Raw genomic sequence first — 15,261 nt, 5'->3', positions numbered from 1 at the left:
GGCATCATTCCATTCGAGGTGTGAGATGGACGACGTTACGGAACACGAACTGCATCAGATTGATCACCCGCTGTACGACATACTGCGCAGCGAAGACATCAAGGCGTTCAATGTCGAGAAAGCAAAACTGAGCGAACTGCCCAGTTTTGCCCATGGCGACTTCCGGGGCCTGGATTTACGCGGCCTCGACGCCAAGGGGCTGGATTTGCGCCACGCTTACTTCCGGGGCGCCGACCTGCGCGGCATCGACTTTTCCAAATCCCGGATGGAGGGAGCCAGCATCGCCAGCGCCAAGATCTCCGGCTGCTATTTCCCCCATCGCCTGGAGGCCGATGAAATCGTGATGTCGTTGAACCACGGCACCCGGATGCGATACGCCCTGCTGCCAAAATGACAGAACAGAACCATCCCTGGCAGACCGTTTGCCCGGCAACAGATCTGGTTCCAGGCCGGTTTATCGAATTCCGGCTGAAACAGAAAGCCCGTGAACCGGAAGGCATGCCCCTGACCGGTTTTGTGTTTCTGGATGGTAGTGAGCCGAAAGCCTACCTGAACATCTGCCCGCACCTGGGCATCGAACTGAACTGGATGCCGGGCAAATTCATGGACGCCGACAACCTCTTTATCCAATGTTCTACCCACGGCGCGTTGTTCAAGCCCGGCACCGGTGAGTGCATTGCGGGCCCCTGCCAGGGCGATGCCTTGACCGCCCTGGAGGTACGCCAGAACGATGGCCAGATCGAAATCAGGCTTGGAGACTGACCGGCACCGCTTCAATCAAATCCAGCCTGCCACCCGGGTTGCCATTCGGCCCTGCAAGCGCGGCACGATAAGCCAATACCTCAACCCCGGCCGCCTGCGCCTGACGCAATAACTCACCGTAGCGGGCGTCAATGTGGTCCGCCGGGCGCACCGCTTCGATTCCGGTGTGGTTAACCACAAAGAACAGTACCGCCCGATCGCCCTTCTCCACCTGAGCCATCAGTTCCCGCAGGTGCTTCTGGCCCCGTTCGGTCACCGCATCGGGGAAATAGCCGCTTGAACCTTCCGCCAGCGTGACATTCTTTACCTCAACCCAGGCGTCTGGCCGTGTCGGATGGCCCGAAAACAACAAATCGATCCGGCTTTTCTCATCACCATAACGCACTTCTGCCCGGCATTCTGTGTAACCGGCCAGCTCCGGTACCCGCCCGGCTTCGATGGCCTCCCGTGCCTGAGCGTTGGGACGGGCGGTATTCACGCAGGCAAATACCGCCGGGCCGGTTTCCACCAGCTCCCAGGTGTACTTCAACTTGCGCTTGGGATTATCGCTACGGCTCAGCCAGACCCTGGCGTTATCGGGCTGGCAACCCAGCATGGAGCCGGTGTTCGGGCAGTGCGCCGTCACTTCCTCGCCATCGGGCAATCTTACATCGGCAAGGAAGCGTTTGTAGCGGCGAATCAGGCGCCCTTCCACCAAAGGTTCAGCAAACTTCATGTGATCTCCGCAAAAAGTCGTTGTCACAAGGCTGGCCACCCTGAGACTAATCTGCTATTTTCCGCAAATTCCCGTTTCAGGACGAATGCTTTTATCCAGGGTTAAACTGCGCAGCAACCGTGCTGGCGCGGCGGAAGCAAAGCGTTCTTGTAGTAGTACAAACAAGAGGCCGGGTTCAATGGCAAACACTGCAGAACAACCACGCGAACGTTTTACCAATTTCACCCCTTATGAAATGAAAAAGGGTGAAGACTACATGAGTGCTGACATGCTGCAGCACTTCAAAAATCTGCTCCTTCAATGGAAACAGGAGCTGATGGAAGAAGTGGACCGCACCATGCATCACATGCAGGAAGACGCCGCAAATTACGCGGATCCCAGTGACCGTGCAACCCAGGAAGAAGAATTCAGCCTGGAACTGCGCACCCGGGATCGTGAGCGCAAGCTGATCAAAAAGATTGACCAGACCATCGACCGCATCGACAAAGACGACTACGGTTTCTGTGATCAGTGCGGCGTGGAGATCGGCATTCGTCGCCTGGAGGCTCGCCCGACGGCTACACTGTGCATTGACTGCAAGACCCTGGCGGAAATCCGCGAGCGCCAGACTGGCATCTGAGCCCCACCGAGAGCCGGCCGCATAAGCAGCCGGCTTACTGAGTTTCTATGGAGCAACCACGGTACCGTGGGCGTTTTGCCCCCTCCCCGACAGGACCGCTGCATTTCGGCTCCCTAGTAACCGCCCTGGCCAGTTGGCTGGAAGCCCGCACCGCCGGTGGCGACTGGCTGGTTCGCATCGAAGACCTGGACCCGCTACGGGAGCCCCCCGAGGCCACAGGCCAGATTCTCCATTCCCTGGACTGCCACGGACTGTTTCCCGACGAACCGGTACGATTTCAATCCCGGCGCCACGACGCCTACCAGGCCGCCATTGACCAGCTCCTGGCGCAGCATAAAGCCTATCGATGCCGGTGCTCCCGAAAACTGCTCCAAAAGCACGGCGGTTATCATCCGGACCACTGCCGAGATGGCCAGCCGGCACCCGGTGACACTCCCTACGCCATTCGGTTTGCCCTGACCGACGAGCTCAGCCACTGGCAGGATCTGCTGCTGGGCGAGCAACAACAGCGAGTAGCTGCAGAGCTGGACGACCCGGTGCTACTGCGCAAGGAAGGCTTCTACGCCTACCAACTGGCCGTGGTGGTGGACGATATAGACCAGAACATCAGCCACGTGGTGCGGGGCTCCGACTTACTGGACATGACCGCCCAGCAGCAACAGATTTTCCGGGCTCTTGGTGCCCAGTCACCACAGTGGCTGCATATACCGGTCGTCGTGAACGACCAGGGCCAGAAGCTGAGCAAACAGACCCACGCTCCGGCACTGGATGATCAGCAGCCCGCAGCCAACCTGGTCAACGCACTGGCAGCCCTTGGCCAACAGCCTCCGCCCGCGCTTGTGCAGGCAACGGTGGACGATGTGCTCGCCTGGGGCCGGGAAAACTGGCGCCGGCACGCCATCCCCCTGACATCCCGGCAGGCCCGTGGTATAACCCCAAACACACACTTGCGTCCGGACCACTGAGCCGATGTATATCTACCGCCTGGTCTTTTTGCTGGTACTGGCCATTTATATTTTTTCTCCCAACATCCTGGACTGGTGGACCTCACCAGACAACGCCTGGTATAGCCCCTATGTGATCTGGGGTGGCCTGATTGCCATCGGTTTCTGGCTTGAATGGCGGCGAGACCCCAATGAGTTTTAGCGCCAGCGGCCTGCTACTGGCCAGCCTCCTGTACCTGATTCTGTTGTTCGGCATTGCCTGGAGTACCGAGCGGGGCACCCTGCTGCGCCAGTGGGTACGGCATCCTCTGGTTTATACCCTGAGCCTTGGCGTCTACGCCGGCATCTGGGCAGTCTACGGCGCCATCGGCATGGCGGCGGAATCCGGTTACGGCTTTCTGGCTTACTATCTGGGTATCTCCGGGGCCTTTCTGCTGGCGCCGGTGTTGCTGAACCCGATCTTGCGCATCGGCCGCGCTTATCAACTGACGTCCCTGGCTGACCTCTTTGCCTATCGTTATCGCAGCCAGTGGGCCGGCACCCTGGTGACACTCTGCTCAGCCGCCGCCATTCTGGCGCTGCTGAGCATGCAGATTCAGGCTGTTGCGGTATCGGCGTCCCTGCTCGCGCCTGACACCTCGCCCAAAGCCATCAGCGTGATGTTCAGCCTGATCGTCGTGCTGTTCACCATGCTCTTTGGCGCACGCCGGCACCAGAGCTCTGGCAACCATCAGGGGCTGGTGCTGGCCATCGCCTTTGACTCCCTGGTCAAGGTGGTTGCCCTGCTGGTGCTGGGCGGTGTGGTGTTATTCGGTGTGTTCGGCGGCACCGACGGGCTTGAAGAATGGTTGGCCCGGGCCTCACACCCCGAGGCAACCATGACCATGGCGATCAATGATGGCAGCTGGCGGGCCCTGCTGCTGATGTCGTTTGCCGCCGCGCTGGTCCTCCCGCACATGTACCATATGACCTTCAGCGAGAACCCCTCGCCAAGGGCCCTGGCGAAAGCCAGCTGGGGCCTGCCCCTGTATCTGCTACTGCTTGGCCTGCCAGTGCCCCTGATTGTCTGGGCCGGCCAGGCCCTGGGTGTTGTTGTGCCCCAGGCGTTTTTCAGTATCGGGGTGGCCCAGGCACTGGAGAGCCCGGCGCTAACACTGTTGATGTATATCGCAGGGCTTTCCGCCGCCAGCGGGCTGATGATCGTCAGCACCCTGGCGCTGTCGGGCATGGTTCTCAACCATGTTGTGCTGCCCCTGAAAACTCCCAAAGACCAGGGCGACATCTATCAATGGCTGCAGTGGGTAAAACGCCTGCTCATTGCCGTTATCCTGTTTCTGGCGCTGCTGTTCCACGAAACCATTGGCCAGAACCTGGACCTGTCCATCCTCGGAGCCATCTCGCTCTCCGGCACCTTGCAGCTGCTGCCAGGCGCCCTCGGCGTTATCTACTGGCCGGAGGGCAACCGGCGCGGTCTGATCGCCGGACTGCTGACCGGCCTGGCCATCTGGATGACCACCCTGGTGCTGCCGTTTTCCTACGCCGCCGACCTGCTGTCCTGGCTGGATCTTCCGGTCACCCCGGGTTATGACAATTGGCACCTGTTCACTTTCATCAGCCTGACGGCCAACATTTCGGTGTTTGCACTGGTCTCAATCCTGAGCCCCGCGTCTCCGGAAGAAACCAGCGCGGCACAGGCCTGCTCCCTGGGTGCGCTGTCTCGCCCACAGCGCAGGGAACTGCTGGCAACATCCTCCAACGACTTCGTTCAACATCTGACCGACCCGCTGGGCCCGACCGTGGCCCGACGGGAAGTAGAGCGTGCACTGGGGCAATTAAAGCTGCCCAACGTGGAGTTTCGCCCCTACCAGCTCAGGCGCCTGAGGGATCAGGTTGAAATCAACCTGTCGGGCTTGCTGGGCCCCGCCGTAGCCAGGGATATTGTCAAACGCCATCTGGGCTTCAAACCCCTGACCCACGGCGGCACCGGCCAGGACATCCGCTATGTGGAGCGGGCGCTGGGCGACTACCAGAACCAGCTTACCGGCCTGGCCGGGGAGCTCGACAACTTGCGGCGCCACTACCGGCAGACCCTGCAGAACCTGCCGATACCCGCCTGCTCTGTCGGTGAGGATGGCGAAATCCTGATGTGGAACCACGCCATCGAATCGCTCACTGGCATTTCTGCCGACGAGGTGGTCGGCGCCAAACTGATGGCCCTGCCGGAGCACTGGCATACCCTGCTGGACGACTTCAACCGGGGCGACGACCTGCACCGTTACAAGCACCGGCTCGACCTGCGCGGCAAGCCCCACTGGCTGAACCTTCATAAGGCTGCCCTGAGCGGGCCGGACCATCCGGAAGGTGGCTCGATCATTCTGGTGGAAGACCAGACCGAAACCCGATTACTGGAAGACGAGCTGATGCACAGTGAACGGCTGGCCTCCGTGGGCCGACTGGCCGCCGGTGTTGCGCACGAGATTGGCAACCCGGTCACCGGTATTTCGTCGCTGGCCCAGAACCTGAAACTGGAAACCGACGACCCGTCCATTCTGGAAACCGCAGACCAGATACAGCAGCAAACCCGACGCATCTCCGCCATTTTGCAGTCACTGATGAACTTTGCCCGAACCGGCAACCACGCCCATGCCAACCGCTATGAGCCGGTCAGCATCCACCGCTGCGTGGAAGAATCCATCAACCTGTTGTCGCTGAGTGACAAGGGCATGGGCATCCAGTACCGGAACGAGTGCCCGGAAAACCTGCAGATACTGGGGGATGAGCAACGCCTGGTGCAGGTCTTCGTCAACCTGCTGGCCAACGCCCGGGATGCCTCGCCAGACGGCGGTACCATCCGGGTCAGTGGAAAGGGCGATGGCTACTCCGCTATCATCGAAGTGATTGACGAAGGCACCGGCATTCCCGCTGACCAGCTGGACCATATCTTTGAACCGTTTTACACCACCAAAGCACCGAACAAAGGTACGGGCCTTGGGCTCTCACTGGTGTACAGCATTGTTGAAGAACACTATGGCAACGTACAGGTGGAAAGCCCGGCAGATACCGAACGCCAGCGGGGAACCTGTGTAAGGTTACGCCTGCCCGCCTACGAGCCAGACACCGATACCGGCAACAGCACCCCGAACGAAAGGTCGTGAACGCGATATGCCCCGTATTCTGATAGTTGAAGATGAAGACATCATCCGCTCTGCGGTCCGCAAGCTTCTGCAGCACGCCGGTTACGAAGTGGCGGATGCCGTCTCCGTAGAGGAAGCGGACAACCTGGAACCGGACGGCTTTGACCTGATCATCACCGATCTGCGCCTGCCCGGCGCGGCGGGTACCGAGATGATCAACCGGGCGCCCAATACCCCGGTGCTGATCATGACCAGCTATGCCAGTCTGCGCTCAGCCGTGGACTCCATGAAACTTGGCGCCGTGGACTACATCGCCAAGCCCTTTGATCACGATGAAATGCTCGCAGCCGTGGAGAACATCCTGGCTCGCCAGAGTGCGCAGCCTGATGAGCCCGGCAGTGGCGAGAGCGCCGGGCAGCACCAGGCGACCGAATCCGACCCGGCAGCCATCATGTATGGCCAGTGCGAGCCCATGCAGAAGGTGTTCACGCTGATTCGCAAGGTGGCCCCGACCGAAACCACCGTCCTGATACAGGGCGAGTCCGGCACCGGTAAGGAACTGGCGGCCAGGGCCCTGCATCTGCTCAGCCCCAGGGCCACCAAGCCGCTGATTTCCGTAAACTGCGCAGCCATCCCCGAAAGCCTGATTGAATCGGAGTTGTTCGGCCATGAGAAAGGCGCATTCACCGGCGCCGTTTCCGCCCGTACCGGCCTGATTGAAGCCGCCGATGGCGGCAGCCTGTTCCTTGATGAGATCGGCGAACTGCCAGCGGAAGCCCAGGCCCGGCTGTTGCGCGTGCTGCAGGAAAGCGAGATCCGCAAGGTCGGCTCCACCCAGAGCCGGAAAGTGGATGTGCGCATGATTGCCGCAACCCACCGGAACCTGAAAGCAATGACCCGCACCGGAGAATTCCGGGAAGACCTGTATTACCGCCTTAACGTAATGCAAATCCGAATTCCGCCCCTGCGAGAACGCCGGTCAGACATTCTGGGCCTGGCCCGCCGTTTCCTTAAGCGGCAGGCAGAGAAGCTCGGACGGCCGGAGCTCAGTCTCAGCCCGGAGGCCATGCAGGCGCTGGAGCGGTGCCGCTGGCCAGGAAACGTGCGGGAGCTGGAGAATGCCATCGAACGGGCGTCCATTCTCACCGACGGCGACATCATTACCCCCGCAGTGCTGGACCTCGATAACGAGGGTAGTGACGAGTACATTCCGGAAACCCTGGTAGAAGGCAACAACGAGCAGACCCGCACCCGTGAGCCGGACTCCGCCAACGACCTGTCTCTGGAAGACTACTTTCAGCATTTTGTGCTGGAGAACCAGGACCGGATGAGCGAAACCGAGCTGGCCCAGAAACTGGGCATCAGCCGGAAATCTCTGTGGGAACGTCGCCAGCGTTTGGGTATTCCCCGCAAGAAAAGTTCCTGAATAAAGAAATGAACCCCAAATCATTTGTTACCCAGCGTTCCCCAAGGTAACACTTCCGACTCAGGTTACGTGAGACAGGTAACACTTTAGACGTATACGGGGTAACACTTATTTCTCACAAAAACATAACCCTATGTTAATTAAAGGTTTTCAAAAACTGGCACAGCCTTCGCACTCTTATTAGCGCACAACAACAAAAACAAAAGTGACAACGCAGCGGCAAAACAAAAACAAAAAGCTGCACGAGCATCCGGCAACAAAAACAAGAACAGGATGCAAGCGAACTGAGTGTTTTGGGTACTTTGCTTTTTAGTGGTCCCCAGGCATGTGCGAGTTGTAGATGTAGAGAAGAATCGCTCCTGAAGCGGCACTGCAACTACCCCGATAACCCGCACCTTGCTCCTGACCGCTCTATGTATTCAAAGCTTTCCGTTTGCGTTACTTGATGTCCTTACTGTTGGGACAACACGGTGGGGTAGAAAAATCAAAAAGAATCCCGGCAACAACAAAAACAATGCAGATCGTCAACGCTTTCAGGGCGGGTTCGTGAAAACGAATCCGCCTTTTGATTATCTGGCCTACAGACTCACCCTGACCGCCCCACTCCCTGAACAAAAATCACCTTTTCGATTTCCGATTCCGCCTAAACATGTGCAATTCCTGCGCAAACCGTTAAAATCCCCGTCTTTGCGCATCGCAATCACGGAATTTCATGCCTAAACGACTTGTAGAAAAACTACGCTCCTTCATTCCCGGCAACGGGAAAAAGAAAGCCCGACGCTACCAGCGGCAGGAGATCCCTCGGGATCAGCACACCGTGTCCCGCTCCATGATCAGCGAGCCCGCACGAAAAGTCCTGCATCGACTCAACAAAGCCGGCTATGAAGCTTATCTGGTGGGTGGCGGCGTGCGCGACATTCTTCTGGGCGGGCAGCCAAAGGACTTCGACATTGCCACCGACGCAACCCCTGAGGAAGTTCACGACCTGTTCCGGAATTCCCGACTGATCGGGCGCCGGTTCCGGATTGTGCATGTGGTATTCGGCCGGGAAATCATCGAGGTGACCACTTTCAGGGGCAATGCCCGGGACACCGAAGACGAAGCGGCAGCCGATGAGCACAGGACCAGCGAGCATGGCCTGCTGTTACGGGACAATGTTTACGGCAACCAGGAAGAAGACGCCCTGCGCCGTGACTTCACTATCAACGCGCTCTATTACTGCATCCGGAACTTCACCATCATCGACTACGCCAATGGCGTTGAAGATCTGAAAAATCGCCAGATCCGCCTGATCGGTGACCCGGAAACCCGCTACCGGGAAGATCCGGTTCGCATGCTTCGCGCCATCCGCTTTGCCGCTAAACTGGGTTTCGAAATTGAACCGGACACCGAAGCTCCCATCCGGGAACTGGCGCCATTGCTGACTCACATCCCCTCGGCCCGGCTGTTTGATGAAGTGCTCAAGCTGTTCTCGGCGGGCCATGGCGAAGCTACCTACGACTTGCTCAGCGAGTACGGCCTACTGGCGCCCTTGTTCCCGGAAACCGCCAAGGCCATCGACGCCGGGGAATCCGACGAACTCATTCGCCAGGCACTGCGCAATACCGACGCCCGGATTGCCCAGGGCAAATCCGTCACGCCTTACTTCCTGTTTGCCGCCATGCTCTGGCCGGCCCTGCAAGTGGAATGGCGCCGCCGCCAGGATAATGGCGACCCGGTGCAGCCCGCCCTTCATGGCGCCATCGGCAAAGTCATTGGCCGGCAGGTGCAGGCCACAGCCATTCCGAAACGCTTCTCAGGCCCGATGAAAGAGATCTGGGAAATGCAGATGCGCCTGCCCAGGCGCCAGGGCAAGCGAGCTTTTGGCACGCTGGCCCACCCGCGCTTCCGGGCTGCGTACGATTTCCTGCTGGTACGTGAATCCGCCGGCGAAATCGAACCGGGCCTCGGCGACTGGTGGACGGAATTCCAGCGCCTGGATGAACGCGGGCAGGAAAAAATGCTGTCTGAGCTAGGCTCCGCCAGCACCCCGCGTAAACGGCGCCGCAAACGCAGCCCAGTCAAAAGGCCACCCCAAGCATGACGGTAGTGGCCTATGTTGGGCTGGGCAGCAATCTGGAAGACCCAACCGCCCAGCTGGCACGCGCGGTTGCCGAACTGGCCAGCCTGCCCAATACCACCCTGCTGGCACAGTCTGCCTTCTATGCCAGCCGGCCGGTTGGCCCCCAGGATCAACCGGACTTCGTGAATGGCGCCGTGCAATTGTCCACGGAGCTGACGCCGCACCAGTTACTGGATCATCTTCAAGCCATCGAACAGGCTCACGGCCGGGAGCGACTGCGCCACTGGGGGCCCCGAACCCTGGACCTTGACCTGCTGCTTTACGGCAACGACAGCATCCACGACGAGCGACTGACCGTACCCCATGTTGAGCTGGCCAACCGGGACTTCGTGCTGCAGCCCCTGCTCGACCTGAATCCCGGGCTGACGCTGCCTGATGGCCAAAGCATTGAAACACTGCGACAAGCATGCCCGGACAACCAGCTTCGATTATTGCCCCCAAAGGCCGGAAGTCACTGACCCCAAGCCAGACTCCCATGCTACTCTTGTGTCAGATATACCCCGGCATTAATCTATCGCTCTGAACTCGGACGACCCCGAGCCAGAACCGGCCCATCCACCCAAAAGGCAAGGATCTTATGGCAGTTACCATCAATACCCTGCGGGAATACAAGCAAAAGGGCGAAGCCTTCTCTGCCCTGACCTCCTACGATGCCACCTTCGCACATGTGGTCAGCGAGGCCGGCGTTGACGTTATCCTGATTGGTGATTCGCTGGGCATGGTTCTGCAGGGGCATGACAGCACCCTGCCAGTCACAATGGAACAGATGGTTTACCACACCAGCTGCGTTGCCAAAGGCAACCAGGGTTCACTGATCATGGCCGATATGCCCTTTATGTCGTACGGCACCGTGACCGACGCCCTGGACAACGCCGCAGAACTGATGCGAGCCGGTGCCCACATGGTCAAGCTTGAGGGTACTGACTGGATGAAAGACACCATCGAAGCCCTGAGTGAGCGCGGTGTACCGGTTTGCGCCCACCTGGGGCTGACGCCACAATTCGTTAACAAGTTTGGCGGCTACAAGGTTCAGGGCCGTGACGAAAAGGCTGCCGAAGCCATGATCGAGCATGCCTGCGAGCTGGAAGCGGCAGGCGCCGATGTCATCCTTCTGGAATGCGTACCCGCCCCTCTCGCTGCCCGCATCACCCAGGCCGTCCGGGCCCCGGTGATCGGCATTGGCGCAGGCGCAGACACCGACGGCCAGGTGTTGGTGCTGCACGATATGCTGGGCATCACCACCGGTCGCAAACCCCGCTTCGTGAAAAACTTCCTGGCGGAAACCAACTCTATTCCAGAGGCCATCGCCGCCTACGCCCAGGCCGTCAAGGCGCGTTCATTTCCGGCCGAGGAGCATACGTTCAAGGCATGAGAACCGTACATTCACTTAAAGAACTCCGAACCATTCTGCGCAGCTACCGGCAGCAGGGTAAAACCATTGGCCTGGTGCCCACCATGGGCAACCTGCACGAGGGCCACGTTTCGCTGGTACGGAAGGCGGCAGAGGCTGCAGATATCGTTGTCACCAGCATTTTTGTCAATCCGATGCAGTTCGGCGCCAACGAAGACCTGGACACTTACCCCCGGACACTCGCCGACGACCAGGACAAGTTGGCCGCCGCTGGCAACACCCTGGTGTTCGCGCCTTCGGCGGACGAGATTTACCCCGAGGGCCTGGCCCGACAAACCAAAGTGGTTGTGCCGGAAGTCAGCGAGGGGCACTGCGGTGCCAGCCGGCCAGGGCACTTCGAAGGTGTGGCAACGGTCGTTACCATGCTGTTCAACATGGTTCAGCCCGACCTGGCCGTGTTCGGCGAGAAAGATTTCCAGCAATTGGCGGTCATCCGCAAACTGACCCGGGACCTGATGATTCCGGTTGAAATTATTGGCGCCCCCACTGTTCGCGAAGAGGACGGGCTGGCGAAAAGCTCCAGAAACGGCTATCTCAATGAAGAGGAGAGAGCCATTGCGCCGGTGGTGTATCAGACGTTGACCAGCGTGGCTGCGCAGCTGGAACAGGGCCGCTCCGATTTTGACGATCTGGCACGGGAAGCGAACGACACGCTGGCCAAAGCCGGGCTACGCCCGGACTATTTCAACATTGTGAACAGCCAGACGCTGAAACCCGCCAGCGAAGCAGATCGGGAGCTGACGCTTCTGGTCGCGGCGTTTTTAGGGACGACCCGGCTAATCGACAACCTTAGCGTCACCCGATAACACCAGGAACCACCGCCTGAAGACTGCCCGGCGGCGAACAGAAAGGAACCTCTGATGCCCGACAAACCGGCACCACTGACTCATCTCCCGGAATGGCGGGTTCTGGCCCAACTCAAGGATCTGCTGGCCGGAACGCCGATACGGGATCTGTTCAGGGACGACCCGCAGCGAGCCCAGCGGTACCTGGTGAGCGGCGCAGGCCTGACCCTGGACTTCTCGCGCAATCGGCTTACCGATGCGACCTTCAACGCGCTGATGGACCTGGCCCAGGCCTGTGGCCTGGAGCAGCAGCGAAACGCGCTGTTTGATGGCGGCATCGTCAATCGAACGGAAAACCGCCCCGCCCTGCACACGGCATTGCGCCAACCCCGCGGCCACGACGTTCGAGTGCACGGTGAAAACATTATTCCGGAAGTGCACGCCACATTGGACAGGATGGCGGAGCTGGTGTCTGCCATCACCGAGGGCCATCATACCGGCTATACCAACAAGCCCTTTACCGACGTGGTGAGCATTGGTATCGGCGGCTCGTTCCTCGGCCCGAAACTGGTGGTGGAAGCCCTGAGACCCTTCTGGCACGGCCAGCTGCACTGCCACTTTGTCGCCAATATCGACGGCACCGACATCGCCGAAACCTTGAGGTCACTGAACCCGGAAACCACCTTGTTTCTGGTTCAGTCAAAGTCGTTCCGCACCCAGGAAACGCTGGATAACAGTCTGCTGGCCCGCCAATGGTTTCTCGATAAGAGCGGCAGTGAGCCCGCGGTGGCCCAGCATTTCCTGGCGGTTACCGCCAACGTGGACGAAGCCATCCGGTTCGGCATCGACCGCAACAACGTCTTCCCCATGTGGGACTGGGTCGGGGGGCGCTACTCCCTCTGGTCGGCCATCGGCCTGCCCATAGCCCTGACCATCGGTATGGAGCACTTCCGGGCACTGCTTGAGGGCGCTCACGCCATGGACTGTCACTTCCGTGAACAACCAGCGGCCAGCAACCTGCCGGTGATCATGGCCATGCTGAGCGTCTGGTACAACAACTTCTGGGACGCACAGAGCCACGCGGTTCTACCGTATGACGAATACCTCAAGCATCTGCCGGAGCACTTGCAACAGCTGGATATGGAAAGTAACGGTAAGCGGGTAACGCAGATCGGCACCGCCGTGGATTACGAAACCGGGCCAATCCTGTGGGGCGGCGTTGGCGCCAATGGCCAGCACGCTTACCACCAGCTGATTCACCAGGGCACACGGCTGATCCCGGCTGACTTCATCATCCCCTTGCAGTCCCACAATCCGGTGGAACATCACCACGCTACCCTGTTTGCCAACTGCCTGAGCCAGGCCAGCGCGATGATGGCCGGGAAAACCCGGGCCGAGGCGGAACAGGAACTGTTGCAGGCGGGCTTGGCCTCGGCTGACGCAAAAGCCCTGGCACCCCACAAGGAAATCCCAGGCAATAAACCCAGCAATATTCTGGTGATGGACAAGATTACCCCGACAACCCTTGGGGCCGTGATCGCGCTGTATGAGCACCGCACCTTCGTGCAAAGCGTGATCTGGGATATCGATTGCTTTGATCAGTGGGGCGTGGAACTGGGCAAGCAAATTGGCAACCAGATCCTGCCCCGGCTGCTCGGGGATAAATTCGAAGGCACCGCCGGCGACAGTGCCACCGACCAGATGATCCGGCTATTCAGGTCAGCCAACCGCCCGTGAAATCTGGCACCCCTGCCAGCTGAAGTCGACCGGCCAGAGCTTCTGGTCACGCTGGTAGTCCTGCCAGAGCTGCTGGTAAGTTTGCCGGCAGGCCGGATGCATTTCCGCCCCGGCAATGTCTGCCAGCGGCCGCAACACGAAAGCATTCTTGAGGATCTCCGCCCTCGGCAGCTCGACACCGTCGACCACCCCGACAGAATCATCATAGGTCAATATATCCAGGTCCAGGGTTCGCGGGCTGAATTTGGGCGCAGATCGGGTTCGGCCGTTGTCGGCTTCCAACTGCTTGAACCGGCGGGACAGCTCACCCACCGAAAGCCCGGTGTCGATTCCCACTACCAGATTGAGGAAATCGGAACCTTCAAAACCGACGGATTCACTCTCGTAAACCGGCGAGATGGTCAAATCTCCAAACCACCCGGCCAGCGCGTCCAGCGCAACAGTGACATGGCGGTAGCGCTCGATGTTCGTGCCAATACTGATGTAAACCCGGCTCATGCCCGCGTTCCCCGCTCAATCCGGACGCCCACGGAGCGCGCAGCCGGCACGGCCCCGGGCTTGTTCAGGGTCAGCCGTAGCCAGCGCACACCAAATTCCGACTGCAACAGCGCAGCAATCTCTTCCGCTGCCCGTTCCAGCAGCTGGGGTTTCAGGGTTTGCAGGCATTCACTCACCCGCTCACTAACGGCCGCGTAATCCAGTGCATCGGCGACATTGTCGCTGGCCCCGGGCACACGGTTGTCCCAGGCCATTTCCAGATCCACCAGTATCCGCTGGGTGATTTCCCTCTCCCAATCGTAAACGCCGATCACGGTGTCCACTGCCAGGCCCTCGATGAGCACTGTGTCTACCAAACCTTCTGCCAAACCGGACTCCCAGTGTGTTCCACTCAAGGCTGATTGAATAATGTGCAGGCAAACGATAGTGTGGGAGTTTGCCTGTGTACTGAGCTTCAGGGCGGGCATTTTCTCACAGAACACCCGGCGCCGTCTGCGCGCCCGTGATATGGCCATGAACCTGACCAGTAACCCAGTTCTGATTGTCGCACTCTGCTTCGGCGCCTACCTGGCCGGCTCCGTGCTGTTTGCCATCCCGGTATGCAGGCTCTGGCGCCTGCCTGACCCAAGAGCCCTGGGCTCCGGCAACCCCGGCGCCACCAACGTATACCGGGCCGGTGGCTGGCAACCGGCGGTGGCTACACTGGTACTGGATGCCTTCAAAGGCTGGCTGCCAGTGTGGCTATCACACGTTGCGGGTATGTCGATACTGGTTCAGGCCATGGTGGCACTGTGCGCGGTCACCGGCCACATGATTCCCCTGTTCTATCGTTTCAAAGGCGGCAAGGGCGTGGCCACAGCGCTCGGGGCCGGTTTGGCGTTGGCGCCGGTGACCACCGGTATCATGGCGCTGCTTTGGCTGCTGATCATGTGGCGCTGGCGCATTTCAGCGCTGGCCTCCCTGGTAGCGGTTACCAGTGGGCCGGTTATCAGCGCGCTGATTGAGCCGGAAACCCTGCCACTGTTCGGGCTGCTGACCCTGCTGATCGTGGTGCGCCACCGCAACAACCTGATCCGCCTCGCCCAGGGCCGGGAAACCGGGCTTTAAA

16 protein-coding genes are annotated in these 15,261 nt (G+C 59.8%); 13 read left to right on the top strand and 3 right to left on the bottom strand.

Annotated elements, in window-relative coordinates:
- Positions 1–25 precede the first annotated feature (25 nt).
- Together C7H10_RS08390 and C7H10_RS08385 are read left to right on the top strand one after the other, a co-directional pair.
- The gene (locus C7H10_RS08390; protein ID WP_106694485.1) at positions 26–394 is read left to right on the top strand and encodes a pentapeptide repeat-containing protein; all 369 of its coding nucleotides are present in this window, start codon (positions 26–28) and stop codon (positions 392–394) included.
- A complete protein-coding gene (locus C7H10_RS08385) occupies positions 391–762 on the top strand; it encodes a Rieske (2Fe-2S) protein (protein WP_106694484.1) in 372 nt (123 codons plus the stop codon). Before C7H10_RS08390 ends, C7H10_RS08385 begins: the two co-directional genes overlap by 4 nt.
- Here C7H10_RS08385 and sfsA read toward each other — a convergent pair.
- Complete coding sequence (gene sfsA / locus C7H10_RS08380) at positions 746–1,477, bottom strand: DNA/RNA nuclease SfsA (protein WP_106694483.1); 732 nt, start codon at positions 1,475–1,477, stop codon at positions 746–748. The two genes, C7H10_RS08385 and sfsA, sit on opposite strands and share 17 nt — an antisense overlap.
- 178 nt (positions 1,478–1,655) lie before the next feature.
- On the opposite strand from sfsA, the gene dksA reads away from it, so the two are divergent.
- The 10 genes from dksA (at position 1,656) to pgi (ending at position 13,655) form a co-directional block, all read left to right on the top strand.
- Positions 1,656–2,096 (top strand): RNA polymerase-binding protein DksA, encoded by a 441-nt coding sequence (gene dksA, locus C7H10_RS08375; RefSeq protein WP_058090703.1) that lies wholly within the window; start codon positions 1,656–1,658, stop codon positions 2,094–2,096.
- A gap of 47 nt (positions 2,097–2,143) precedes the next feature.
- Positions 2,144–3,061 carry a tRNA glutamyl-Q(34) synthetase GluQRS gene (gene gluQRS, locus C7H10_RS08370; RefSeq protein WP_106694482.1) on the top strand — a complete coding sequence of 306 codons (918 nt, stop codon included), beginning with the start codon at positions 2,144–2,146 and terminating at the stop codon, positions 3,059–3,061.
- 4 nt (positions 3,062–3,065) lie between these two features.
- Positions 3,066–3,242: a hypothetical protein gene (locus tag C7H10_RS19190; RefSeq protein WP_058090701.1), complete on the top strand. Its 177-nt coding sequence runs from the start codon at positions 3,066–3,068 to the stop codon at positions 3,240–3,242.
- The gene (locus C7H10_RS08365; protein WP_058090700.1) at positions 3,232–6,195 is read left to right on the top strand and encodes an ATP-binding protein; all 2,964 of its coding nucleotides are present in this window, start codon (positions 3,232–3,234) and stop codon (positions 6,193–6,195) included. Before C7H10_RS19190 ends, C7H10_RS08365 begins: the two co-directional genes overlap by 11 nt.
- 7 nt (positions 6,196–6,202) lie before the next feature.
- Entirely contained in the window at positions 6,203–7,600 is a 1,398-nt protein-coding gene (locus tag C7H10_RS08360) for a sigma-54-dependent transcriptional regulator (RefSeq protein WP_061333541.1), read from the top strand.
- 712 nt (positions 7,601–8,312) lie between these two features.
- The gene (pcnB, locus tag C7H10_RS08350; RefSeq protein WP_106694481.1) at positions 8,313–9,683 is read left to right on the top strand and encodes a polynucleotide adenylyltransferase PcnB; all 1,371 of its coding nucleotides are present in this window, start codon (positions 8,313–8,315) and stop codon (positions 9,681–9,683) included.
- Positions 9,680–10,180 carry a 2-amino-4-hydroxy-6-hydroxymethyldihydropteridine diphosphokinase gene (folK, locus tag C7H10_RS08345; protein ID WP_106694480.1) on the top strand — a complete coding sequence of 167 codons (501 nt, stop codon included), beginning with the start codon at positions 9,680–9,682 and terminating at the stop codon, positions 10,178–10,180. The genes pcnB and folK (C7H10_RS08345) overlap by 4 nt, the downstream gene beginning before the upstream one ends.
- A 119-nt stretch (positions 10,181–10,299) precedes the next feature.
- Positions 10,300–11,094, top strand: coding sequence for a 3-methyl-2-oxobutanoate hydroxymethyltransferase (gene panB / locus C7H10_RS08340; RefSeq protein ID WP_061333538.1), 795 nt, complete (start codon positions 10,300–10,302; stop codon positions 11,092–11,094).
- Positions 11,091–11,939, top strand: a complete 849-nt coding sequence (gene panC, locus C7H10_RS08335) for a pantoate--beta-alanine ligase (protein ID WP_061333537.1) — start codon at positions 11,091–11,093, stop codon at positions 11,937–11,939. Before panB ends, panC begins: the two co-directional genes overlap by 4 nt.
- A 54-nt stretch (positions 11,940–11,993) precedes the next feature.
- Complete coding sequence (gene pgi / locus C7H10_RS08330; RefSeq protein ID WP_106694479.1) at positions 11,994–13,655, top strand: glucose-6-phosphate isomerase; 1,662 nt, start codon at positions 11,994–11,996, stop codon at positions 13,653–13,655.
- On the opposite strand, the gene folK (C7H10_RS08325) is transcribed toward pgi, so the two are convergent.
- On the bottom strand, positions 13,638–14,153 hold the full coding sequence (folK, locus tag C7H10_RS08325) for a 2-amino-4-hydroxy-6-hydroxymethyldihydropteridine diphosphokinase (protein WP_106694478.1): 516 nt from the start codon (positions 14,151–14,153) through the stop codon (positions 13,638–13,640). The genes pgi and folK (C7H10_RS08325) overlap by 18 nt on opposite strands.
- Positions 14,150–14,521: a dihydroneopterin aldolase gene (gene folB, locus C7H10_RS08320; RefSeq protein WP_106694477.1), complete on the bottom strand. Its 372-nt coding sequence runs from the start codon at positions 14,519–14,521 to the stop codon at positions 14,150–14,152. Before folB ends, folK (C7H10_RS08325) begins: the two co-directional genes overlap by 4 nt.
- 145 nt (positions 14,522–14,666) lie before the next feature.
- Between folB and plsY the strand changes: the two genes are divergently transcribed.
- Positions 14,667–15,260, top strand: a complete 594-nt coding sequence (plsY, locus tag C7H10_RS08315; RefSeq protein WP_058090724.1) for a glycerol-3-phosphate 1-O-acyltransferase PlsY — start codon at positions 14,667–14,669, stop codon at positions 15,258–15,260.
- The last annotated feature ends 1 nt before the right edge of the window (position 15,261 follow it).

The sequence above is a fragment of the Marinobacter shengliensis genome (assembly GCF_003007715.1).
Lineage (GTDB): Bacteria > Pseudomonadota > Gammaproteobacteria > Pseudomonadales > Oleiphilaceae > Marinobacter > Marinobacter shengliensis.
Note: the sequence above shows the minus strand (reverse complement) of the source record. Positions and strands in the feature narration are given on the sequence as shown.

Coding starts and splice junctions, on each gene's coding strand:
- C7H10_RS08390 (WP_106694485.1), top strand. CDS start 26: ATGGACGACGTTACGGAACACGAACTGCATCAGATTGATCACCCGCTG.
- C7H10_RS08385 (WP_106694484.1), top strand. CDS start 391: ATGACAGAACAGAACCATCCCTGGCAGACCGTTTGCCCGGCAACAGAT.
- sfsA (WP_106694483.1), bottom strand. CDS start 1,477: ATGAAGTTTGCTGAACCTTTGGTGGAAGGGCGCCTGATTCGCCGCTAC.
- dksA (WP_058090703.1), top strand. CDS start 1,656: ATGGCAAACACTGCAGAACAACCACGCGAACGTTTTACCAATTTCACC.
- gluQRS (WP_106694482.1), top strand. CDS start 2,144: ATGGAGCAACCACGGTACCGTGGGCGTTTTGCCCCCTCCCCGACAGGA.
- C7H10_RS19190 (WP_058090701.1), top strand. CDS start 3,066: ATGTATATCTACCGCCTGGTCTTTTTGCTGGTACTGGCCATTTATATT.
- C7H10_RS08365 (WP_058090700.1), top strand. CDS start 3,232: ATGAGTTTTAGCGCCAGCGGCCTGCTACTGGCCAGCCTCCTGTACCTG.
- C7H10_RS08360 (WP_061333541.1), top strand. CDS start 6,203: ATGCCCCGTATTCTGATAGTTGAAGATGAAGACATCATCCGCTCTGCG.
- pcnB (WP_106694481.1), top strand. CDS start 8,313: ATGCCTAAACGACTTGTAGAAAAACTACGCTCCTTCATTCCCGGCAAC.
- folK (WP_106694480.1), top strand. CDS start 9,680: ATGACGGTAGTGGCCTATGTTGGGCTGGGCAGCAATCTGGAAGACCCA.
- panB (WP_061333538.1), top strand. CDS start 10,300: ATGGCAGTTACCATCAATACCCTGCGGGAATACAAGCAAAAGGGCGAA.
- panC (WP_061333537.1), top strand. CDS start 11,091: ATGAGAACCGTACATTCACTTAAAGAACTCCGAACCATTCTGCGCAGC.
- pgi (WP_106694479.1), top strand. CDS start 11,994: ATGCCCGACAAACCGGCACCACTGACTCATCTCCCGGAATGGCGGGTT.
- folK (WP_106694478.1), bottom strand. CDS start 14,153: ATGAGCCGGGTTTACATCAGTATTGGCACGAACATCGAGCGCTACCGC.
- plsY (WP_058090724.1), top strand. CDS start 14,667: ATGAACCTGACCAGTAACCCAGTTCTGATTGTCGCACTCTGCTTCGGC.